Raw genomic sequence first — 21,680 nt, forward strand, 5'->3', positions numbered from 1 at the left:
AATTCCCGGTCGAGCCAGCCCTGGCCTGGAGTGCACTCCAGGTCCTTAGGGTTGAAGGCATGGATTACGTGAACCTTGGACGTAGTGGGCTCAAGGTCAGTCCGCTGTGCCTCGGCACCATGAACTTCGGCCCGCTGACCAGCGAAGAGGACTCCTTCGCGATCATGGACAGGGCCCATGAGCTGGGCATCAACTTCTTCGATTCCGCCAACGTGTACGGAAGGCAGGTCGGCCGCGGCGCCACCGAGCAGATCGTCGGCCGCTGGTTCGCCCAGGGCGGCCAGCGCCGCGAGAAGACGGTGATCGCCACCAAGCTGTACGGCTCGATGGGCGACTGGCCCAACGAGGGCCTGCTGTCGGCGCTGAACATCCGCAGGGCGTGCGACGCCTCGCTGAAGCGCCTGCAGACCGACTACATCGACATCTACCAGGCGCACCACATCGACAGGGACACCCCGTTCGAGGAGTTCTGGGAGGCCATGGAGGTCCTGCGCCAGCAGGGCAAGATCCTCTACGTCGGCTCCTCGAACTTCGCGGGCTGGCATCTGGCCAAGGCCCAGGAGACGGCCAAGCAGCGCAACATCTTCGGTTTGGTCACCGAGCAGAGCCACTACAACCTGCTCACCCGGACGGTCGAGCTGGAGGTGCTGCCCGCCGCGGAGGACTACGGCATCGGCGTGATCCCGTGGAGCCCGCTGGCCAGCGGCCTGCTCGGCGGCGTGCTCCGCAAGCTCGACAAGAACCGTTCGGCCGCCGACCACATGGTCAGGGAGCTCGAGAAGCACCGCGACAAGATCGAGCAGTACGAGCAGTTCTGCGACGAGCTGGGCGAGGACCCCGCGAACGTGTCGCTGGCCTGGCTCCTCACCCGCCCCGCCGTCGCCTCGCCGATCATCGGCCCGCGCACGATGGAGCAGCTCGAGGGCAGCCTGCGGGCCCTGGAGATCCAGCTCGACGACAAGGCCCTGGCCCGCCTGGACGAGATCTTCCCCGGCCACCGCACGGCCCCCGAGGACTACGCCTGGTAAAGGCGGCCTAGGTGAGCAGTGCGCCGATGACGACGATCAGCAGCAGGAGGCCGAGCACGAGAGGCAGCAGCCAAGGGCGAGGACGGTCCACGTTGTGGAGCCTAACCCCGCCCGGCGGATGCGGACGCCCATCCGCCTGGTGATCCCCGCCTCATCTGCCCAGCGCCCACCTGCCCAGTGACTCGTACCGCACCTGGCCTCCCAGGTGGCTGCGCACGAGCTCGACCTCCTCCGCCCGCCAGGGCGAGCCCTGGAATCCGGCCAGCGACTCGACCAGCGGGCGGAGGTCGGTCTCCGACCTCGCCCTGCCCAGCGTCAGGTGCGGGTGGAAGCGCTTCTCGTCGGTCTGTACGGCTCCCGCCCGCCGCCCCGCGGCCCGCACGGAATCGGCCAGCCGGTTCATCGGGTCGCCGGCCATGCCGATCCAGAAAACCCTGGCCCGCCGTACGGAGGAGAATCCCCCGAACCCGGAGAAGGACACGTCGAGCGGGTCGTGCCGGCCGGCGGCGCGGGCCAGCCGTACCTCCAGGTCGGGCAGGACGTGGTCGGGCACGTCGCCGTAGAAGGCGAGCGTGATGTGCCAGGTGGCCCGGTCGGGCCAGCGCAGCCCCGGCACCTGCCCGACATGCGGTGCGATGGCGTGGGAGATCTCGTCAAGCACCGATTCGGGTGGCACCAGGGCCGCGAAGAGCCTCATTCCTCATGCACCAGCTCGGCGACCGTGACCCGGAAGTGGTAGGCCCTGGTGGCTCCCTGCACGATCGTCATCCAGTGGTCGTCGTTGACCTTGAGCACCCAACGCTTCTGGGGAAACGTCGGGTGCTGCGGCGTGTAGGTGCGCGCCATCTGCTCCGCCTTGTCCCGGGCGAGCGAACGGTCACCCGTGACCTGGAAGGTCTCAGTGACCAGCCACTCCTTGTAGTCGGAGGAGCCATGGTTCGCCTCGATCAGAATCCACCACATTCCATGATTGTCTACGCAGCGATCATGCGGTGGCCAGGGCCGGCTTGGCCACCCGCGCGCCGATGAGGCGTGCGGTCAGCACCGCCAGCCCGGTGCCCACCAGAACCAGCAGGCCCGAAAGCAGCACGCCCGCGCGCGGCCCGCCGAGATCCGACAGCCATCCGATCAGCGGCGCCCCGACCGGCGCGCCACCGGTGAAGACCAGCATGTAGATACCCATCACGCGCCCGCGCATGTCGGACGAGGTGGCCAGCTGGACGCTCGCGTTGGCCGCGGTGTTGACCGTGATCAGCGCGATCCCCGTCGGCACCAGCAGCAGCAGGTAGACCGGGTAGAACGGCGCGACGGCGGTGGCCACCTGGAACAGCCCGAATCCGAGCGCCCCCGCGATCAGCATCCGCCTCGACGGCCGGGCACGGCGCGCGGCCAGCAGCGCGCCACCGAGCGCGCCGATGGCGAACATGCTCGAGGCCAGCCCGAACGAGGACGCACCCGCGTTGAAGACCTGCCGCGCCATCAGCGCGATCGACATCGAGAACGACTGGGCGAACATCGACACGAACGCGATCAGCAGGATCGGCATCAGCAGCTCTTCGCGCTGGATCACGTACCGCAGGCCCTCGCGCAGCTGCCCCTTGGCGCGCGGCACGGGCACGGTCGGGTTCAGCTCAGAGCGGCGCATGAAGACCAGGCTGGAGATCACCGCCGTGAAGGTCAGCGCGTTGATCAGGAACAGCGGGCCGGTGCCGCCGAGCAGGTAGATCAGCACACCGGCGACCGCCGGGCCGACCACCCTGGCCAGGTTGAACGTGGAGCTGTTCAGCGCGATCGCGTTGGACAGGTCGCGCCTGCCGACCATCTCGACCACGAACGCCTGCCGGGTCGGCACCTCGACGCAGGAGATCACACCGAGCGTGAACGCCATCAGGTACACGTGCCAGACCTGGGCGACGCCGGTCACGGTCAGCAGCCCGATGGTCAGGGCGAGCACCGCCATCAGCGATTGCGCCACGATCAGTATCGGCCGCTTCGGGTACCGGTCGGCCAGCACGCCGCCGAACAGGCCGAACAGCAGCATAGGCAGGAACTGCAGTGCCGTGGCCGTGCCGAGGGCGGCGGCGCTGCCGTGCGTGAGGTCGAGCACCAGCCAGTCCTGCGCGGTGCGCTGGAGCCAGGTGCCGACGTTGGAGACCGCCGTGCCCGACAGGAACATGCGGTAGTTGCGAACCTTGAGCGACCGGAACATCCCGGTCCTGGGATCTTCGGGCTCTAGATCCTGCTGAGCTTCTCCAGAATCGGCGCCGCCTGCCTGAGGATCGACCGCTCCTCGGGTGTCAGCTCCTTCAGCTGCTGGGTCAGCCAGGCCTCCTTGCGGCGCCGCTCCTCCTTCAGCAATGCCTGCGCGGCCTCGGTCACGGTCACGGTCACCTGACGCCGGTCGGTCGGGTGGGGTGTGCGCGCGACCAATCCGCGCTCCTCGAGCGCTGCGATCACGCGCGTCATCGAGGGGGGTTGCACCTTCTCGTGCTCGGCCAATTCGCCGGGGGTTATCCCGGAATGCCGTTCCACCGCGGCGAGCGTCGCGAACTGGGTGGGAGTCAGCGAGTGTGCCGCCGCCTGTCGCCGTAGTCGCCTGGTCAGCCGCGCCAGCGACACGCGCAGGGCTGAAGCCAGGCCTGCGTCGCTGCGCAGGTCCATCTTGGGCTGATTCTTGGTTAGCATGAGTCATTACCTTTGCTAACTATATACCGGGCGCGACTATTCCATGATGCCTCGTACAGCGGGCGGACCCGCCGTACGAGGCAGGATCGAACCCCTACAGATGCAGCAGAGCCTTGATCGGCCCCAGTGCGAAGTAGACGACGAACAGCGCGGCCACGCCCCACAGCAGCGGGTGGACCGCGCGTCCCTTACCCCGCGCCAGCTTGATCAGCACGTAGCTGACGAACCCGGCGCCGATGCCGTTGGTGACGGAGTAGGTGAAGGGCATGACCACGATCGTGAGGAAGGCGGGGATGGCCACCTCGTAGTCGCTGAAGTCGATGTCCCGCACCGAGGTCATCATCAGGAAGCCCACCACGACCAGCGCGGGCGCGGCCGCCTCGTAGGGCACGATCTTGACCAGCGGCGTGAAGAAGATCGCGATCAGGAACAGCAACCCGGTGACCACGCTGGCCAGCCCGGTCCGCGCGCCCTCGCCGACACCGGCGGCCGACTCGATGTAGGTGGTGTTGGACGACACCGACCCGGCGCCGCCCGCGGCCGCGCCGATCGAGTCGATCAGCAGGATCTCCCTGGTGCGGGGCAACTGCCCCTGCTCGTCGACCAGCCCGGCCTGCCGCCCGACGCCGACGATCGTCCCCATCGTGTCGAAGAAGTCCGTGATGAGCAGCGTGAACACCAGCAGTACGGCCAGCAGCACCGAACCGTGGGTGAACGCGCCGATCGGGTCGAACTCCTTGAACAGCCGGAACGGGTTCTCCAGACCCGGGACGCTGTTCGGTACCGCGGGCACGTTCAGCTGCCAGCCCCCGGGGTTCTTGTCGGAGGAGGATCCGGCCTTGACGACCTGCTCGACGATCACGGCGAAGAGCGTGGTCCCGATGATGCCGATCAGGATCGCGCCCTTGACCTTCCTGGCCACGAGTATGGCCGTCACCAGCAGGCCGACCACGAACACCAGGATCGGCCACGAGGTGAGGTTGCCCCCGATGCCCATCTCCAGCGGCGGCCCGGCAGGGACCCTGCGCACGAAACCGGAGTCCACGAAACCGATCAGCGCGATGAACAATCCGATACCCACGCTGATCGCGGTCTTCAACTGGGCGGGGATGGCATTGAACACCGCCACTCTGAACCCGGTCAGCACGAGGATGCCGATGATGACACCCTCGACGAAGACCAGGCCCATGGCCTCTTCCCAGGTCATCTTGGTGGCGATGTTGAAGGTGACGAAGGCGTTGAGCCCGAGCCCCGCGGCCATGGCGAAGGGCACCCTCGCCACCACGCCCATGAGGATCGTCATGATCCCCGCAACCAGCGCCGTCCCTGCCGCCACCAGGGGAAGGTTGGGGGAGGTGCCGTCGCCGATGAACTGGCCCTGGATGTCCTTGCCGTTGGCGATGATGATCGGGTTCAGCACGACGATGTACGCCATGGTGAAGAACGTGGCTAACCCGCCACGGACCTCACGGGAGATCGTCGAGCCTCGTGCGGAGATTTCGAAGAAACGGTCTATTGCGCTCACCGGCGCAGAGTGACAGCAGCCCCGGCCGCTCAGATAGATCAGGTGATCGGATCGAGACCTGATTGGAAGCTATGGTGATTAACGTGGACAAACAGTGGCATCCTGACCCGGAGCCGATCAAGACGAACGACACGGCCGCCGTCGCCGTGGGGACAGGGCTGTGGGCGGTCGCGCTGGTGGTTCTGCTGATCTTCCGGCCCGCGCCCGAGCACACGTGGTGGATCTGGACGTGTGTGACCGGGGTCGGGTTCGGGCTCTTCGGTGTCTGGTTCGTGCGCAGACGCGCGTCCCGGAGCTGACATTAGTCACCTCCAACCGCTGTTTTTGGCTACTACCTGGGCAAAAGCGGTTCGAGCACGCTTTTACCCATGAAGAAGACCGTCGCTACCTCGCTCCTGTGCGTGCTCGCCCTCGCGGGCTGCTCGGCCGCAGAGAAGGCCTCCACAGAGAAGCCCTCCCCCGGCAAGCCCGCGTCGGGGACGCCCTCCTCTTCTGGTGGCCCGATCGCGTGGGCGCCGTGCACCGATCTGACCGGTCCCGACGGGCAGCCCGCCAAGCCTGACCCCGCCGTCGAGTGCGGCAAGCTCGCCGTACCCCTGGACTACGCCAAGCCCCAGGGCGAGAAGCTCGACCTGGCGCTGATCCGCGTCAAGGCGACGGGCGACCGGCTGGGCTCGCTGCTGTTCAACTTCGGCGGGCCCGGCGCCTCCGGCGTCACCACGCTCGGCCTGGCGGCCAAGGCGTTCGCCGGGCTCGGCAGCCGCTACGACCTGGTCAGCTTCGACCCGCGCGGCGTCGACCGCAGCGCGGGCGTGAAGTGCGGCGGCATGGTCGAGAAGCTCGCCTCGGTCTCCGACGACGTGCTCCCGATCCAGCTCGCGGGCCTGAACAAGCAGTTCGTCGCCGCCTGTGAGAAGGACTCCGGCAAGGTCCTGCCCTACGTCGGCACGATGAACGCCGCCCAGGACCTCGACCAGATGAGGCAGGCGCTCGGCGACGCGCGGCTCAACTACTTCGGCATCTCGTACGGCACGCACCTCGGAGCCGTCTACGCCACCAAGTTCCCCAAGAACGTGGGCCGGTTCGTGCTCGACGGCGCCCTCGACCCCTCGGTGACGCTGGAGCAGCGGGCGGTCACCCAGATGCGCGGCTTCAAACACGCCTACGACGACTTCGCCGCCGACTGCGTCAAGCGCGCCTGCGCCCTCGGCAAGGACCCCGCCGCCGTCGACCGCACGCTGCGGGACGTGCTCAAGCGCATGCCGCTGGACGTCAAGGGTCGCAAGCTCACCAAGGGCCTGGCCCAGCTGGGCATGCTCACCGCGCTCTACGCCAAGCAGACCTGGCCGGTGCTCGAGCAGGCCGCCACGGCGGCTCAGAAGGGCGACGGGAACATCCTGCTGGCACTGGCCGACTCCTACGTCGGCCGCAAGCCCGACGGCACGTACGCCACGATGATGTCCAGCAACACCGCCATCAACTGCGCCGACACCACCGAACGTCCCGACGCGGCGGCCATGAAGCGCATCGTCACCCGGGCGACCCGCATCTTCCCGCTCCTGACGACCTCCAACGCGGGTGTCTTCTGCCAGGACTGGCCGGTCAAGGGCACGGACGAGCCCAAGCACATCGACGCCACCGGATCGGCCCCCATCCTGGTGGTCGGCGGCAAGGGCGATCCCGCCACCCCGTACGAGTGGGCCCCCAAGCTCGCCTCCTCCCTCAAGACGGGCGTCGTCCTGACCTACGAGGGTGAGGGCCACGGCGCCTACGTCAGCGGCAGCCCCTGCGTCATCCGCGCCGTCGACACCTACTTCCTCAACGGCACCCTCCCCGCCAAGCCCGCCACCTGCCCCGCCGTCTAGACCGGCTTCGGGAGCGTTCGGGGGCCCCTTTCATGAGGCCCCCGAAGGTCAGGAGAGGTCGGCCTCGGCCAGGAGGAGGGGGACCGCGGTGGGATCGCGCAGGAGGGCGGCGACCGCGAGGCGGTCGGCCCACTGGCCCGTCGCCCAGGCCAGGCCGCGTGCCAGGCCGTCGGGGCCGGAGCAGTGGACGGCGCCCTCGAAGTAGCGCCATGCGCAGGCCATGCCGTCGACCAGGAGCTTGTCGTGCTCGACGTAGGTCTCGGGCGCTGTCGGCAGCAGCGAGCGCACCTCGGCGGGCACCGGACGCTCGACGCCCTCCGAGGTGACCTCGCCGGGCGCCACCTCCCCGGCCAGCGGCAGGTCGAGCAGCTCGGAAAGCGACTCGGCCAGGTCGTAGGAGGCCAGCACCAGCGGCCGGGAGACGACCAGCTGCAGCAGGTCGGGCGCCTCGACCACGACGACGTCTTCAGCGTCGGCCACCACGATGTCGCCGCCGAGCACCGCCCGCACCTTGGACGGAGGCGCCACCCGGGAGGGGTCGACCCCCGCCAGCGCGATCCACAGCGCCCGCAACTGGGCCCTGTCGACGGAGATCTCCTGATCGGCCATCAGGTCGAGCAGCTCCTCGGGCCCGCCGTGCGAGGACAGCAGCTCGGCCAGCGTGGTCCGCACGCCGATCATGCCGAGCGCCGCCTCGTCCAGCCCGTCGGGCGCGTCGGCGTACAGCCCCTGGAGCAGCGGGTCGGCCCCGGGCAGCCGCAGCTCGCGCGGCCGCCGCCCGCCGAGCACCGGATGGTTGCCCAGCCACCAGGCCGTGTAGGAGGGGACCTCCACGCCCTGCACGCGCAGCGGCTGCAGCACCGCCCGCAGCGGCGGCCTGGTCAGCAGCCGCAGCGCCCCTTCCCAGTCGGCCACCAGCTCCAGGTCGCGCACCGCGGAGAACTCCGCCACCACCGGCGGCAGCTCGAGATCGGGCAGCAGGTCGTGCACGTGGTCGAGCCAGTCGTCCTCGCCGTCGAGGTCGTGGTCGCAGTCGTCGTGGTCGAGCAGCACGTCGGAGTCGTTGACGACGGCGAACCCGTCGAGCACGCCGACGGCCTCCAGGACGCGCGCGCCGTACTCGTCCTCGAGCTCCTGCGCGGCGACCCCGAAGTGGGTGCCCTGCTCCAGCAGCCCGGCCAGCGCGCCGTCGCCGAGCAGCAGCTCGCCGGCGGGGTAGAGCTCGCCGTCGGTGCCGCGCAGCGCCAGGTCGGCCAGCCACGGCAGCTCGCCGGGCGCGAGCGTCGCGGCCTGGACGAGCGACAGCACGGCACGCGCCACCGGCTCCGGGTCGGCGCTCTCGAGCGACTCGGCGACGGCCGCCCGGGTCATCGGATCCTCGAGCACAGTGCGCGGCGTGGCCTCGGCGCCTCCCAGGCGCAGCAGCAGCGGGTGCGCGGCCTCCGGGTGCACGATGCGCAGCCCCAGCGCCTCCAGGTCGAGCTGGGCCCCGGTGAGGATCAGCGTGCCGCGCGGCCCGCGCACCAGTCGGCCGTCGGACAGCGGGACGGGCAGCGCGCCAAGCGACTCGGGGTCGTCGGCGGGCAGCACCTCGTACAGCGAGCGCCACCAGGCCGGGTCGCGCCCCTCCACGGCCTCGCCCGACAGCAGGTCGACCACGTCGGCCAGCTCGACCCTGCGCACGCCGAGCGCGTTCATCGCCGGATGCCGCGCGGGCCACCCGGCGGGCAGCAGCCCGGGCACGAACCCGGCCAGCACCGCGAGCAGCTCCGCGGACCCGGCCACCACGGACGCCTCGCGCCCGCGCACCACCCAGCCGTCAGCGTCGGGCTCGTCGACCGGGTGCTCGACCTTCCACTCGGCGTCGGGCTCGTAGACGGCCGCGTCCTGGAAGGTCGGCGTCTGCACCGCGGGCGGCGGCGGGGACAGCGCGGGCAGCAGCGGCACCTCGGGCAGGCGCTCCAGGATCGCCCGCCGGATCCGCGCGTCAAGCTCGCCCTTGCCCATCAGCGCCGGGACCAGGTCGAGCAGCTTGGGCGTCCTGGGCAGCTCGCGCAGCAGCCGGACGTAGACGTCGGCCGCCTTGTCCACCAGGAAGTCGGTCAGCGGCCCCTTGGCGACGTGCCGCCGGTCGGTGGCCATCGGGAACGAGGCGATCAGCAGCGCGGGCAGGTCGAGCGGCTCGTCGCTCGGCGTCGGCGCGTGCACCACCTGCGGCACCGCCTTGGGAAAGCCGTCAGGCTCCCCCGAGGGCCCGGTGACCGGGACCGCCCAGCGGATGGACCAGAAGGGGCGGGCGCGCTCCTCGGTCGGGCGGTTGGCGAACAGGCGGGCGATCTCCTCCGGGGTGAAGGTGCCGGAGTCGGAGACCTCGTGCCAGCCGTCGGCGGCCACGGTGCGGGTGTCGCCGTCGAGGTCGATCTCGATGGACGACAGGGCGGGCAGGCCGAGCAGCAGGGCCGGGGACGTCTCGGTCAGCATCTGGCGGACGGCGTCGGCGGCGGCGCGGTCGCGCAGCGGCAGCCGTACGAGGGTGTCGAAGCCGTCGGGGACGTCGACGGGGTCGGCGGGGAACGGCAGGCGCAGCAGCGGCACGTGGCCGGAGCGCGAGGTGAGCTCCGCCGACAGGGCGGGCACCGAGGCGACCAGGTCGGCCGTCTCAGCGCGGGACCAGCGGACGAACCCGGACTCCCGCGACCCGATCATCGGCTCGTCGCACACCGAGACGATCGCCGCGAAGCCGACACCGAAGCGGCCGGCCGCGCCCGCCTCGTCACGCTTGCCGGAGACCCGCAGCGTCGACAACCCTTCCACGCCGGTCGCGTCGAGCGGCGCGCCCGTGTTGGCGGCCGTCAGCACCCCGTCGCGGAGCGTCAGCCGGAGCACCCCGGGAACTCCGGCGCGCAGCGCGGCGTCGGCCGCGTTCTGCGCGAGCTCCACGATCAACCGGTCGCGGTAACCGCCGAGGGCGAAATCCTCCTCGGCGTTGGCGTCCTCGCGAAATCGGGCGGGCGAGGCCGTCCAGGCGGCGAGCACTGCTGCCCGCATCCGGTCGGTGCCGAAGGTGTCCACGGTCCTCCAATGTGCGTAGGGGGCTCACGTACCCTAGCGGCCCCCACCGACACCCTTTTCCACCGCGCGCGAGGCGGGTCAGGAGTGGCCGAGCTCCTCGATGGCCGACTCGTCGACCGAGCCCTCCTCGACCGCGGGGGCCTCCTCCTCCATCAGGTCGAAGCCCAGGTCGTCGAGGATGGGCGAGGCCGCCTCGGCCGTCGGCGGCATGACCGCTGCCTCGGAGTGGGCGCCGCAGCCGTGGTCGGCGGCCACCACCTTGCCGTCGTCGGGGGCGTACTCATTGGTGCACACTCCGAACATCTGCCGGAGCCCACCCGCGAGCAGCCAGTAGAAGCCGCAGGTGGAACACTGCGCGGGCGCGGCGTGTGCGATCGGCGTGTGCGGCCCGTGCTCGCCAGAGTGCCAGCGCCTGGCCGCTCTGTCTCTGCCGATGGCCGAGAGCACACGGGCTCGGCCCAGGCCGTACTCGAAAATCTGCTGGCGATCGACGTCGTCGTCGGACTCGGTGAAACCCGGCGCCAGCCGGTCGTCGTCCTCCGGGGTGGGCAGCAGGTCGCCCACGCCCAGGTCGCCGGGGCGCAGCCGCTCGCTCCACGGCAGCCATTCCGGGGCGAGCAGGGCACCGGTGCCCGGCAGCAGCACGGCCTCGCTGACCGTCACGTTCTTGGCGCGGGAGGCGCGCGTGACGGTCACCGCCCACCGCCAGCCGCGGTAGGCCCGGTCGAGGCAGGCGAAGTAATGGGTGACGATGCGGTCGCCCTCGGCCTCGAAGCCGAGGTGCTCACCCGGCTCGCCTGGCGAGGCGAGTTCGAGAGCGGCCTCGCGTGCGAGCTCCACGGCGGCGGCACAGGCCTGGTCGGGCACGGCGGCGCGAGTCCTGGTCCGGGTCATCGGGCCGCCTCTGCCGAAAGGTGCAGTTCGCTCACACTTCATTCTCACCCATCCCAGGACCTGCCGGTGCCGACAGTGCCCAACCCGTTCCAGATCCTGTACGGCGAGCGACCCGGATCCCACCCGGACGGCTCACGTGCGCCGTGGCGGCGGGCAGGCGGCACCGACTCGCCGCAAGCGCCGGTCGCGGGTCCTCGGCCGGAGTGCGGCGGGCGGCCGGAGGGGTGGCTCGCCGTACGAGATCGGCCTTGGATCGGGTAAGACTGGTAGCTGTGGAGGGTGGCTGGGATCAAGCGCGCGAGATCTCGCGGCGCGTCGGGCGCGGAGTCGCCGACGCCGGCCGCGCGACGTTCCGCGCGGGCAAGGCCACCGCGGTCGGCACCAAGCGAGCGGGCCAGGCCACGGCCAGAGGCGCGCAGCGGGTCGGCCGCGCCACCAGGAAGGTCACCTACGCCAACGGCGCCGACCGCACCGGGCTGGGCCGGCTGATCGAGCTGAGCGCCGGCGAGAGCGCCGGCGACGCGCTGGTCACGGTGGCGCTGGCGAGCACGGTCTTCTTCGGGCTGCCGGTCGGCGAGGCCCGCGGGCCCGTGGCGCTGTACCTGGTCATCACGATGATCCCGTTCGCACTGCTCGCGCCGTTCGTCGGGCCGATCCTCGACCGGTTCAGGTCCGGCCGCCGCTTCGTGATGGCGGGCACGCTGTTCGGCCGCGGGCTGCTGTGCTTCGCCATGGCCGCGGCCGTCGGCCCGAACGACCTGGTCACGCTGTTCGCTGGGGCGCTTGGCGTGCTGGTGCTCTCCAAGGCCTACAACGTCTCCCGGGCGGCGATCATGCCGAGCGTGCTGCCCGCCGACATCACGCTGGTCTCGGCCAACGCCCGCGTCACGCTGTTCATCCTGGTCTCGGCGGGCATCGCCGTGCCGATCGCGGGCGGCCTGACCGCCTGGCTGGGCAGCGCCGCCATGCTGCGCATCGCGATGATCGCCTTCCTGCTGGTCGGGGTCTTCGCGGTACGGCTGCCGCGGCACGTGGACTCACCCGACGTGGAGGAGGAGCAGCCGGCGGAGGGCAGGGCGCAGCGCTGGCGCACCCTGCTGAAGGTCGGCCCCGTGGTGGGCGAGGCGGTCGGCGCGAACCTGCTGATCCGGCTGTTCTCCGGGTTCCTGCTGTTCTTCCTGCTGTTCATGGTCCAGGACAAGGGAGCGCCCTGGCTGCTCGTGCGCGACACGTTCTTCGACGTCAAGGTGACGATCGGGCTGCTGGCGGTCGCGGCGGGGGTGGGCGGCCTGGTGGGCGCGGCCGTGGCGAACTGGTCGCGCAACCACTCGCCGCAGCTCATCACCCTGCTCACGCTGGCCGTCACGGTGGTGACCGCGATCGCCACCGCGATCTTCTTCAGCCTGTGGGCGGCGGTGGCGATCTCGTTCATCACCGCGTTCGCCTCGGGCCTGGGCAAGCTGGCGCTGGACGCGATCGTGCAGCAGGAGATCGGCGAGGAGGTGCGCTCGTCCACGTTCGGCGTGACCGAGGCGATCCTGCAGCTGTCCTGGGTGTTCGGCGGGCTGATCGGGCTGCTGCTCTCGCTGACCGAGAGCGGCATGGCGGGGCTGATCACGCTGGCCGTGGTGCTGACCGCGGGCCTGGTGTGGCTGCTGGTCAAGCGCAGGCGGCGGATCCGGGCGGTGAACGCCCGGATCAAGCGCGAGGTCGCCGAGCGGACCGAGCCGCTCGGCAACCCGCCCGAGCCGCTCGGCAACCCGCAGGGCTAGGCGTCCAGGTCGTCGGCCACCGCGCGGAGCACCTGGGCGATCTTCTTGGCGTGCGCCGCCTCGGGGTGCTTGCCCCGCTGGTAGGAGGTGGAGACGTCGTCGAGCAGCTTGATCAGGTCTTCCACGATGACGACCATCTCGTCCGGCTTCTTGCGCTTGGCCTTGGGCTTGACCTTGGCGAGGGTGGGGGGTTGATCGAGGATCCTGACCGAGAGCGCCTGCTGGCCGCGGCGGCCCTCTGCCACGCCGAACTCGACCTTCTGGCCGGGCTTGAGCGGAGCGGCCCCGCTGGGAAGCGCGGAGGAATGCACGAAGACCTCACCACCGTCGTCACGGGTGAGGAAGCCGAAACCCTTGTCGGCGTCGTACCACTTGACCTTGCCACTCGGCACGTGACAGACCTCGTTCAAACAGTCGGAAAAGATGGATGATGGACGTAGGTTATGCCCCGCGGGGCGCGGGAGCGACCGGGTATTTGACGGGCAATTACCCGATTACGCGGCGAGTACGCCAGCCGGCGAACCATGTGGCGAATTCCGTGAGGTCACCCAGCGCCACATCCGCTCCGTGATCACGCAGCTCTCCCACCGTGTAGGGCCCCGTGGCGACCGTCACGCTGACCGCGCCACCCGCTCGCGCCGCCTCGATGTCCGCGACGTGATCACCAACATAGGCCGCGGCGCCGAAGCGCGCGAGTGCCGAACCCTTGTCCGCGCCGAAGACCGAGCCCACCACCTCGTCGACGGGGAACCCGAGCAGCTCGACCGTGGCGGCGGCGTCGCGGACGTTCTTGCCCGTCACCACGATGACCCTGCCGCCGTCGGCCTTGACCGCCTCGACCGCCTCGTGCGCGCCCGCCATCGCGGTGTGCGCGGGCACGCCGACGCCGGGGTAGATCTGCCGGAAGATCTGGGCAGCGGCGGGCACCTCCTCGGCGGGCACCCAGTTGGCCAGCTCGCGCTCCAGCGGCGGGCCCAGTCTGGTGATGATGGCGGCACTGTCGATGAAGATCCCCAGCCGGGTCGCCAGCTCGTCGTAAACGGCCGCTATGCCCGAGCGCGTGTCCGCCAAAGTCATGTCAAGGTCGAAGCCCACCGCAGTTGCCACCCCAGCAGGATGCCAAACACCGGTGCATTACACGTAACGGGGGCTCTTGTGGGACCGTTGGAGTGGGAAGAAAGGAATTACTTATCCGGAGGCAAGAGCGTGGAGGAGAGGCCATGACGGAAAGCCCCAAACCGCCTGAGCCTGGAGACCGGCTCGTCGCCGCTCCGCTGGAACCACCGCACCGGCACCGGCCCGCCCGCCCGGCGCAGGTCTCGCCCGCGCGCAGCGCCTGGGGGACGACCGTGACGTTCCTGGTCTGGGCGGTCCGGGTGGCCACCAGGCTGGCCGCGCTCGTCCTGGTGCTCTACGCGGTCTTCACCGTGTTCAAGGCCAACCCGGCCAACGTCTGGTACCAGTTCGTCGAGTCCCTGGCCGGCTGGCTGTCGCTCGGCCTGGCCAACCTGTTCCAGCTCGCCGACGTCCGCTGGACCACCCTGGTCGACTACGGGCTCGCGGCGATCGTCTGGCTGATCATCGGCTCGGTCGTGGCGAGCCTCATCCGGCGTGCGTCGCCGTGACCAAAAACTAGGACGGACATGACCAGATCGCCTGGCGCAGGAGCTTCTGCCAAGACCGTGAGCACGCGCGAGCGGATCATCGACGAGGCCCTGCGCCTGTTCGCTGAGCGCGGCTATTCGGCCACCTCGGTCGCCGAGATCGAGGCCGCCTCGGGGCTCTCCCCCGGCGCCGGCGGCCTGTACCGGCACTTCAAGTCCAAGTACGAGGTCCTCGCCGCGGCGATCAACGAGCACGCCAACCGCACCCGCACCCAGGTGGCCGAGAGCCTGGCCCAGCTCGACACCATGGAGCAGGACGGCCTGGAGGTACGGCTGTCGCACCTGGTCAGGGCGGGGCTGGCCAAGGTCCGCGAGGAGTCGGAGCTGACCAGGGTCTTCTTCCGCGACCTGAGCCAGTTCCCCGAGCTGGTCACGGTGGTCCGCGAGGGGCTGCTGCAGCCGATGTTCGACGCGATCGTCACCTGGTTCCGCGCCCAGCCCGAGTACGCCGACGCCAAGGTCGACTGGACCGGCATCGCCGCCGTGCTGGGCGGCTCGGTGGTCCACTACCGCCTGTTCCAGGAGACGGTGGGCGAGTCGCCGGGCCACGCGGAGAAGGACCAGTTCGTCCAGGCCTGGGTACGGCTGGCGGTAGGCCTGCTGCCCGCTCCCGCGCCCGTCAGTTGACGTCGAAGAGCCGGTAGGCCAGCCAGACCACGCCCAGCCCTGCGCCGATCATGAACATCACGCCGCTGACGTCGTAGAACTGGACGAAGAACGCCTGCAGCCCCTGCTGGCCGCCCGACCGCAGCCCACCCACGAGCACGCCTCCCACGGTGTAGCCGAGGATCGGCGCCCCGATGCCGAGCAGCCGGTCACGCAGCGCCCAGCTGTCGCTGGACAGCACCAGCACCGCTCCCAGCGCCCACACCAGCACCGGCACCCGGAAGATCGCCACGGCGGGCAGGTTGAACGGGATCAGCAGCGCCGCCAGCACCAGGATCGCCATGGCCAGCACCTCCCGCCGGTGCTCCCGCAGGATGGACACGGCGTCGCGGCCCTCGGTCGCCATGGGGTTCGCGCTGGACATCGCGGCCCTGCGTAACCCGGCGAACGACAGCCCGCGCCTGGCCAGCCGCTGCTGCGCCGGCCTCCTGCCCTGCTCCACCCCGGGCGGCGACGGCACGGGCTCGGCGTCGTCCACGATCGACGGGAAGACCGCGGTGGCCCCGTCGGCCGCGGCGGGATACCCGGGCAGGCCGCCCGCACCCGAGTCAGCGGGAGCCGAGGTGTTCTGGGCGAGCCGGTTCACCTCGCGGGCGACGAGCGCCTTGGGGTCGCCGAAGCGGGCGAGCACCCTGGCCACCTCGCGGGCGTCCTGGCTGCCGCGCCGTTCCTCCTCGATCCTGGCCCGCAGCCGCTTGACGAAGTCGAGCCGCTGATCTGATCTGAGAACACCATGAGCGGCGTCAGCGGCTTTACTGACGTAATTAAGCACGAGCTGGTCCGCGCGCTCTATCACGAGAGCCACTCTGCCCCAATCGGGTGGGACATACCATGGCATCGATGGAGTTCACGGAGTGGATCAGGGGGCGCACCGACGCACAGCTCAGGGCGCTGGTCTCCGCGCGTCCCGAGCTGATCACTCCGGTGCCCGCCCACCTGGAGGGGCTCGCCTCACGGGCCGGCAGCCCGTCGGCGATCGGCCGCGTGCTCGACCGGCTCGACCGGTTCACGCTCGCGGTCGTCGAGACGCTCGCCGTACAGCGGAAACCGCCGACCAAGGCGGCGCTCAGGAGGCTGCTCGCCAAGGCGCTGGCCGAGGGTGAGGCGGGGCCGGCGCTCGAGGCGGCGCTGGAGCGGCTGCGGGAGTTGGCGCTGGTCTACGGGCCTGACAGCGCTATCGAGCTGGCGCCGGGCGTGCGCAAGGTGCTGGACGACCCTGCCGGGCTCGGGCCGCCGGTGGCCGAGGTGTTCCGCCACCATCCGCCCGAGCAGCTGGAGGAGATGGCCGACGAGCTCACGCCGGGCACGGCGGGGACGGGCAAGGAACGGCTGGCGGCGGCGCTGGCCGAGCCGGAGAAGCTGATCGCCGAGGTGTCGCCCGAGGCCAGGACGGCGCTGGACCAGCTGGCCTGGGGTCCGCCGACGGGCCGGGTGCCCAACGCCAGGCGCGAGGTGCGGGTGGAGTCGGCCCGCTCCCCCATCGAGCAGCTGCTGGCCCGCGGGCTGCTGGCGGCGACCGGTGAGGAGAGCGTGACGCTGCCGCGCGAGGTGGCGCTGTACCTGCGTGACGGGCGCGTCCACCGCGACCTGCACGCCGTACCGCCGGCGCTCGAGGGGTCCGCGCGGGACATGAAGCTGGCCGATCGGACGGCGGCGGGGCAGGCGTTCACGTTCGTCAGGCTGGTGGAGGAGCTGTGCGAGCGGTGGAGCATCGACCCGCCGGGCGTGCTGCGCACGGGCGGGCTCGGCGTGCGCGACATGAAGCGGACGGCCACCGAGCTGGACGTGCCCGAGTGGGTGGCGGCGCTGGTGGTCGAGGTGACGCACGCGGCGGGGCTGATCGCGGCGGGCGGCACCGTGGACGGCGAGTGGCTGCCCACGACCGGCTACGACCTGTGGCGGATCCGGCCGACCGCCGAGCGCTGGGTGTCCCTGGCGGTGACCTGGCTGCAGATGGACCGGGTGCCAGGGCTGGTGGGTGAGCGCGACGATCGCGACAAGCCGCTCAACGCGCTGCACACCGACCTGCGTCGCTCGTCCGCGCCGTCGGTCAGGGCGGCCGCGCTGGGCGTGCTTGCCTCGGCGCCCGGCCTGGCGCCGACCCGCGACTCGGTGCTGGACCGGCTGGCCTGGGAGCAGCCGCGGCGCAGGGGGCCGCTGCGGGAGCGGCTGACGGAGTTCACGCTGCGGGAGGCCGAGCAGGTCGGCATCACCGGGCTGGGCGCGCTGTCGGTGCACGGGCGGGCGCTGCTGCAGGGCGGCGCGGCGGCCGAGGCGCTGGAGCCGCTGCTGCCCGAGCCGGTCGACCACGTGCTGCTGCAGGCCGACCTCACCGCCGTCGCGCCCGGCCCGCTGACCAGCGACCTGAACCGGTGGATGACGCTGGCGGCCGACGTGGAGTCCAAGGGTGGCGCGACCGTCTACCGCTTCAGCGAGGGCTCGATCCGGCGCGCGCTGGACGCGGGTCAGGGCGCCGAGGAGATGCTGGCCATGCTGGAGCGCCACTCGGCCACGCCCGTCCCGCAGGCCCTGTCCTACCTGGTCGCCGACGTCGCGCGGCGCCACGGACGCATCAGGGTCGGTACGGCCAGCGCCTACATCCGCTGCGACGACCCGGCCATGCTCGACCAGATCACCGCCGACCGGCGCTCCGCCCAGCTGCGGCTGCGCAGGCTGGCGCCCACCGTGATCGCCTCCAGGTCGTCCCGGACGGTGCTGGTGGACTCGCTGCGGGCGATGGGGTACGCCCCGGTGGCCGAGTCGCTGGACGGCGACGTGATCATCTCCCAGCTCGACAGCCGGCGCACCGAGGGGCTGCCTCCCGCGCGCGCCGTATCGTCGGGCAACGGGCTGGACCCGCAAGTGGCGGCGGCAGCCGTACGGGCTCTGCGGGCCGGTGACGCGGCACACCTGGCGCGGCGCGAGCCGGTGGAGGCGCCGGGCGGTCAGATCCCGCGCGGGCCGGCGACCGCGACGATCAACGCCCTGCAGGAGGCCATCCGGCAGGGCGTGCGGGTGTGGATCGGCTACCTCGACTCGCAGGGCAACGCGACCTCGCGCATCCTGGAGCCGGCGCGCATGGAGGGCGGCTACCTGACCGCCTACGACGAGACGCGGGCGGCGGTGCACCGTTTCGCGCTGCACCGCATCACCGGGGTCGCCGACTTGTCCTGACCCACTGTCTTGACGGGGCTCCGCGGCCGGGTGACTTTGATGCCATGACCACATTGGGGCGGCTGGCCGAGGAGTCCTGGGAGCGGTTCGGCGACTACGAGTCGGTGTTCTACGAGGGCACCTGGCATCGCAGCCACGCGCTCGCCGAGCGGGCAAGGCGCGTGTGCGGCGGGTTGATCGAGGCGGGCATCGGGCCGGGTGACCGGGTCGTGGTGATGATGGCGAACTCGCCGGAGGTGCCGCTCATCTACCAGGCCGTCTGGTCGGCGGGTGCCGTGGTGACGCCGGTGGTGTTCCTGGTCGGGGCAGAGGAACTGCGGCACATCCTGACCGACAGCGGGGCGAGCGCGGTCATCACCTCGCCCGAGCTGGTGCCCACGGTCGAGGCGTCCGCCGTCGACATCCCGATATTTGTCGATACGGCGGAGCTGGAGCGAGCCGCCGAGCACGGGCCGGTCGCGCGGGAACCCGGGGATCTGGCCGCGCTGATGTACACCGGCGGCACCACGGGCAAGGCCAAGGGGGTCATGCTGACCCATGGCGGGCTCTGGCAGGTGGGCAGGAGCGCCTTCGAGATCTCGCACCAGGAGGGGCTGAACCGCGGCCTGGTGCCGGTGCCGCTCTCCCACGCCTACGGGCTGATCGTCACCGTCGGCGGGATGCACGCGACCGAACCGCAGCAGGCCGTCCTGATGCGCTGGTTCGACCCCAAGGCGTTCCTGGCGCTGGCCGCCGAGCAGCGGGTGCAGTTCGGGGCCGTGGTGCCCGCGATGCTGCAGATGCTGCTCGCCGAGCCGCTGGAGGACACTCCCCTTCCTGACCTGGCGTATCTGACCTGCGGGGCGGCGCCGCTGGGCCGGGACGTGCTGGAGGAGTTCGAGCGCCGGGTGCCGGGCGTGCAGATCCTCGAGGGATACGGCATGACCGAGACCAGCGCGGTGACCTCGTTCAACCCGCCGGGCCGTCGCCGGGTGGGCAGCGTCGGGCTGCCGCTGCCCGGTTACACGGTCATGATCCGCGACGCCGACGGCGCGGCCATGGAGGTCGGCGACGTGGGCGAGATCTGCATCCGGGCCGGCTCGCTCATGCTGGGCTACTGGGGCGCGGCGGAGACCGGCGACACGGCCCTGGTCGACGGCGAGCTGCACACCGGCGACATCGGCTGCGTGGACGAGGACGGCTACCTCTACATCGTCGACAGGAAGAAGGACCTGATCATCCGCGGCGGGTTCAACGTGTTCCCGCGCGACGTGGAGGACGCGCTCAACGAGCACCCCGACGTGGTGATGTCGGGCGTGGTCGGCCGTCCCGAGCCGCGCATCGGCGAGGAGGTGGTGGCCTTCGTCCAGCTGCGCCCCGGCGGCACGGTCACCGCCGAGGCCCTGATCGCCTGGGCCCGCGACCGGGTCGGCCGGGTGAAGTACCCCCGCGAGGTGGTCTTCGTCGACTCGATCCCGATCACGAGCGTGCTCAAGCTGGACCGCAAGGCGCTGCGGGCCCTGCTCTAGTCGTTGTCGTCGGGCGCGCCCGCCGAGGGGACCTTGGCGCCGCCCTTGACGGCCAGCACCCGGCCGTCCCCGTCATAGGCGGTCACCGTGCGCAGGTCGCCGCTGACGATGGGCGGGTGGGCGCGGGTTCTGATGATGAAGAAGCCGTTGCCCAGCACCGCGTCGGCGCGGCTGCCGTCCTTCCAGACGGCTTCGACCCGCTTGACCTCGGGCTTCACCCGGCCGGCCACGACGCGGAAGTTCGGGTCGCCGCCCTTGGGCGGGTTGATCATCGACTGCATCTGGAAGTCGTAGACGTCGACGCTCAACACTCCGTCGAAGGCCAGGTCGCCCGGTGGTTCGAAGCCCCAGTAGGTGAAGTGCGCGTCGGTCGGGTAGCTCACCCCGCGCACGCCCGGCGTGCACAGCACGAACCCCTTCAGGCTGCCCACCAGCCGGGTCACGCCCTCCTTGTCCGCGGACTCCACCAGCCAGCGGAAGTCCTGGGGCACGCCGTGCTGCGGCAGCACCCGCTCGCCGTCCATGTTGTGCACGGTCCCGCCGTGCGGCATGCAGGTCAGGACCTGGCCGAACCGCTCGGAGTCGTTGGCCGGCAGCGGTCCGAGCGCGGGCGCGCCGTTGTTGGTCGGCGACGGGCTGGGCGTGGGGTACATGGGCGAGGGGTTGACCGGGATCGGGCCCACGAGGGTCGGGTCCTTGGTCTCGACCGGCCGCAGCTGCACGACGCCGTAGGCCGTCAGGGCCGCCGCCGTCACCAGCCCCAACGCCCAGCGCGTACGGCGCCGCCGTACCCGGGATCGCATCGCCCGCCTGGCCAGCAGCGCGGGGTCGGCGGGAGTGGCGCGCGCGGCCATGGTGCGCAGCGCCTCGCTGATGGTGCGTTCGTCGACCGCCATGTCAGGCCTCCAGCTTGACGTGCTCGCCCACGATCTCGCGCAGGTGCTTGATCGCTCGGTGGGTCTGGCTGCGCACCGTGCCGATCGAGCAGCCCATGATGCGGGCCACCTCCGACTCCGGCAGGTCCTCGAAGTAGCGCAGCACCAGGACCGCGCGCTTCCTGGCGGGCAGGCGGCGCAGCGCCTGCTCCAGCGTGATCCGTTCGTCGACGCGCGCGGTGCGGTCGCTCTCCGTGGCATCCGGCGGCGCATCCGTCACCCGTTCGCGGCCCCAGCGGGGACTGCGCCAGCGGCCGACCTGCTCGTGGTACATCACCCGCCGCACGTAGGCCTCCGGGTCGCCCCTGATGCCCCGCCAGTGGTCCGCGGTCTTGGCGAGCGCGCTCTGCAGCAGGTCTTCGGCGGCGTGCTGATCACCGGTCAGCACGTAGGCCAACCTGATCAGGCTGTTGGAGCGCGTGGCGACGAAGTCCGTGAAGACGCGTTGGTCGTCCGGGTGCAAACGGGGCCTCCCTGTTAGGGGTCTCGTCCTCCTATGACGCGATCGGGACTACCGGTCTATGCCGTCCATGTCGTGATAAATGTTGAGGGGTTATGAGATACGGCGAGCCGTACGGCCAGCAACCCCCACCCGGCTGGGGCCACCCGCCACCCCACCAAGAGGCCGACAAGGCCAGGGCGACCGCGATCGTCGCGCTCGTGCTCAACTGCCTGGCGATCCCCTCCTGCTGCAACATCCTGGCCATCCCCGGGGCGATCCTGGCCGGGCTCGCGCTGGGCAGGGCCAACGGCGACGCCGCGGGCGCCCGCAGGCTGCTGGTGTGGAGCTGGGTGCTGTTCGGCGTGGGATTTGCCGTCAGCCTCGGGGTGTTCCTGTTCCTCGGCCTCAACGGCCATCTGGACGAGGAATCCAGCTGATTGCCTGATCGGG

General features: G+C 71.0%; 21 protein-coding genes. 9 read left to right on the forward strand and 12 right to left on the reverse strand.

Annotation, left to right across the window (positions count from 1 at the left end):
* The first annotated feature begins 59 nt into the window (after positions 1-59).
* On the forward strand, positions 60-1,028 hold the full coding sequence (locus tag KIK09_RS48945; protein ID WP_214326441.1) for an aldo/keto reductase: 969 nt from the start codon (positions 60-62) through the stop codon (positions 1,026-1,028).
* A 151-nt stretch (positions 1,029-1,179) separates the two neighbouring features.
* On the opposite strand, the gene thpR is transcribed toward KIK09_RS48945, so the two are convergent.
* The 5 genes from thpR to KIK09_RS48970 all read right to left on the reverse strand — a co-directional run bounded on the left by thpR (position 1,180) and on the right by KIK09_RS48970 (position 5,190).
* Positions 1,180-1,725 carry an RNA 2',3'-cyclic phosphodiesterase gene (gene thpR / locus KIK09_RS48950; protein ID WP_214326442.1) on the reverse strand — a complete coding sequence of 182 codons (546 nt, stop codon included), beginning with the start codon at positions 1,723-1,725 and terminating at the stop codon, positions 1,180-1,182.
* Complete coding sequence (locus KIK09_RS48955) at positions 1,722-1,991, reverse strand: hypothetical protein (RefSeq protein ID WP_214326443.1); 270 nt, start codon at positions 1,989-1,991, stop codon at positions 1,722-1,724. The genes thpR and KIK09_RS48955 overlap by 4 nt, the downstream gene beginning before the upstream one ends.
* A 22-nt stretch (positions 1,992-2,013) precedes the next feature.
* On the reverse strand, positions 2,014-3,237 hold the full coding sequence (locus KIK09_RS48960) for an MFS transporter (protein ID WP_214326444.1): 1,224 nt from the start codon (positions 3,235-3,237) through the stop codon (positions 2,014-2,016).
* A 23-nt stretch (positions 3,238-3,260) separates the two neighbouring features.
* Positions 3,261-3,713 (reverse strand): MarR family winged helix-turn-helix transcriptional regulator, encoded by a 453-nt coding sequence (locus tag KIK09_RS48965; protein WP_214326445.1) that lies wholly within the window; start codon positions 3,711-3,713, stop codon positions 3,261-3,263.
* A 94-nt stretch (positions 3,714-3,807) separates the two neighbouring features.
* Complete coding sequence (locus tag KIK09_RS48970) at positions 3,808-5,190, reverse strand: NCS2 family permease (protein WP_308164759.1); 1,383 nt, start codon at positions 5,188-5,190, stop codon at positions 3,808-3,810.
* A 131-nt stretch (positions 5,191-5,321) separates the two neighbouring features.
* Here KIK09_RS48970 and KIK09_RS48975 point away from each other — a divergent pair, with 131 nt between their 5' ends.
* Together KIK09_RS48975 and KIK09_RS48980 are read left to right on the forward strand one after the other, a co-directional pair.
* Positions 5,322-5,537, forward strand: coding sequence for a DUF2530 domain-containing protein (locus KIK09_RS48975; RefSeq protein ID WP_308164752.1), 216 nt, complete (start codon positions 5,322-5,324; stop codon positions 5,535-5,537).
* Between the two features lie 69 nt (positions 5,538-5,606).
* On the forward strand, positions 5,607-7,103 hold the full coding sequence (locus tag KIK09_RS48980) for an alpha/beta hydrolase (protein WP_214326447.1): 1,497 nt from the start codon (positions 5,607-5,609) through the stop codon (positions 7,101-7,103).
* Between the two features lie 48 nt (positions 7,104-7,151).
* On the opposite strand, the gene KIK09_RS48985 is transcribed toward KIK09_RS48980, so the two are convergent.
* On the reverse strand, positions 7,152-10,151 hold the full coding sequence (locus KIK09_RS48985) for a sacsin N-terminal ATP-binding-like domain-containing protein (RefSeq protein WP_214326506.1): 3,000 nt from the start codon (positions 10,149-10,151) through the stop codon (positions 7,152-7,154).
* A gap of 102 nt (positions 10,152-10,253) precedes the next feature.
* Entirely contained in the window at positions 10,254-11,069 is an 816-nt protein-coding gene (locus KIK09_RS48990; protein WP_214326448.1) for a DUF3027 domain-containing protein, read from the reverse strand.
* A gap of 272 nt (positions 11,070-11,341) precedes the next feature.
* On the opposite strand from KIK09_RS48990, the gene KIK09_RS48995 reads away from it, so the two are divergent.
* Entirely contained in the window at positions 11,342-12,841 is a 1,500-nt protein-coding gene (locus KIK09_RS48995; protein WP_214326449.1) for an MFS transporter, read from the forward strand.
* On the opposite strand, the gene KIK09_RS49000 is transcribed toward KIK09_RS48995, so the two are convergent.
* Together KIK09_RS49000 and KIK09_RS49005 are read right to left on the reverse strand one after the other, a co-directional pair.
* Positions 12,838-13,233 carry a cold-shock protein gene (locus KIK09_RS49000; RefSeq protein ID WP_214326450.1) on the reverse strand — a complete coding sequence of 132 codons (396 nt, stop codon included), beginning with the start codon at positions 13,231-13,233 and terminating at the stop codon, positions 12,838-12,840. The genes KIK09_RS48995 and KIK09_RS49000 overlap by 4 nt on opposite strands.
* A gap of 94 nt (positions 13,234-13,327) precedes the next feature.
* Complete coding sequence (locus tag KIK09_RS49005; RefSeq protein WP_308164753.1) at positions 13,328-13,948, reverse strand: HAD family hydrolase; 621 nt, start codon at positions 13,946-13,948, stop codon at positions 13,328-13,330.
* A 113-nt stretch (positions 13,949-14,061) separates the two neighbouring features.
* Between KIK09_RS49005 and KIK09_RS49010 the strand changes: the two genes are divergently transcribed.
* Together KIK09_RS49010 and KIK09_RS49015 are read left to right on the forward strand one after the other, a co-directional pair.
* A complete protein-coding gene (locus KIK09_RS49010) occupies positions 14,062-14,466 on the forward strand; it encodes a hypothetical protein (RefSeq protein WP_214326451.1) in 405 nt (134 codons plus the stop codon).
* 57 nt (positions 14,467-14,523) lie between these two features.
* Positions 14,524-15,132 carry a TetR/AcrR family transcriptional regulator gene (locus KIK09_RS49015; RefSeq protein ID WP_308164754.1) on the forward strand — a complete coding sequence of 203 codons (609 nt, stop codon included), beginning with the start codon at positions 14,524-14,526 and terminating at the stop codon, positions 15,130-15,132.
* Here KIK09_RS49015 and KIK09_RS49020 read toward each other — a convergent pair.
* Positions 15,125-15,967 (reverse strand): hypothetical protein, encoded by an 843-nt coding sequence (locus KIK09_RS49020; RefSeq protein ID WP_214326453.1) that lies wholly within the window; start codon positions 15,965-15,967, stop codon positions 15,125-15,127. The genes KIK09_RS49015 and KIK09_RS49020 overlap by 8 nt on opposite strands.
* A 44-nt stretch (positions 15,968-16,011) precedes the next feature.
* On the opposite strand from KIK09_RS49020, the gene KIK09_RS49025 reads away from it, so the two are divergent.
* Both KIK09_RS49025 and KIK09_RS49030 read left to right on the forward strand, forming a co-directional pair.
* Positions 16,012-18,345: a helicase-associated domain-containing protein gene (locus KIK09_RS49025; protein WP_214326454.1), complete on the forward strand. Its 2,334-nt coding sequence runs from the start codon at positions 16,012-16,014 to the stop codon at positions 18,343-18,345.
* 44 nt (positions 18,346-18,389) lie between these two features.
* Complete coding sequence (locus KIK09_RS49030; protein ID WP_214326455.1) at positions 18,390-19,853, forward strand: class I adenylate-forming enzyme family protein; 1,464 nt, start codon at positions 18,390-18,392, stop codon at positions 19,851-19,853.
* Here KIK09_RS49030 and KIK09_RS49035 read toward each other — a convergent pair.
* Both KIK09_RS49035 and KIK09_RS49040 read right to left on the reverse strand, forming a co-directional pair.
* Entirely contained in the window at positions 19,850-20,749 is a 900-nt protein-coding gene (locus KIK09_RS49035) for a hypothetical protein (RefSeq protein ID WP_214326456.1), read from the reverse strand. The genes KIK09_RS49030 and KIK09_RS49035 overlap by 4 nt on opposite strands.
* A gap of 1 nt (position 20,750) precedes the next feature.
* Entirely contained in the window at positions 20,751-21,251 is a 501-nt protein-coding gene (locus KIK09_RS49040; RefSeq protein ID WP_214326457.1) for a SigE family RNA polymerase sigma factor, read from the reverse strand.
* A 92-nt stretch (positions 21,252-21,343) separates the two neighbouring features.
* Here KIK09_RS49040 and KIK09_RS49045 point away from each other — a divergent pair, with 92 nt between their 5' ends.
* Positions 21,344-21,667 carry a hypothetical protein gene (locus KIK09_RS49045; protein WP_214326458.1) on the forward strand — a complete coding sequence of 108 codons (324 nt, stop codon included), beginning with the start codon at positions 21,344-21,346 and terminating at the stop codon, positions 21,665-21,667.
* The last annotated feature ends 13 nt before the right edge of the window (positions 21,668-21,680 follow it).

Origin of the sequence: Nonomuraea sediminis (genome assembly GCF_018531495.1) — a bacterium.
Lineage (GTDB): Bacteria > Actinomycetota > Actinomycetes > Streptosporangiales > Streptosporangiaceae > Nonomuraea > Nonomuraea sediminis.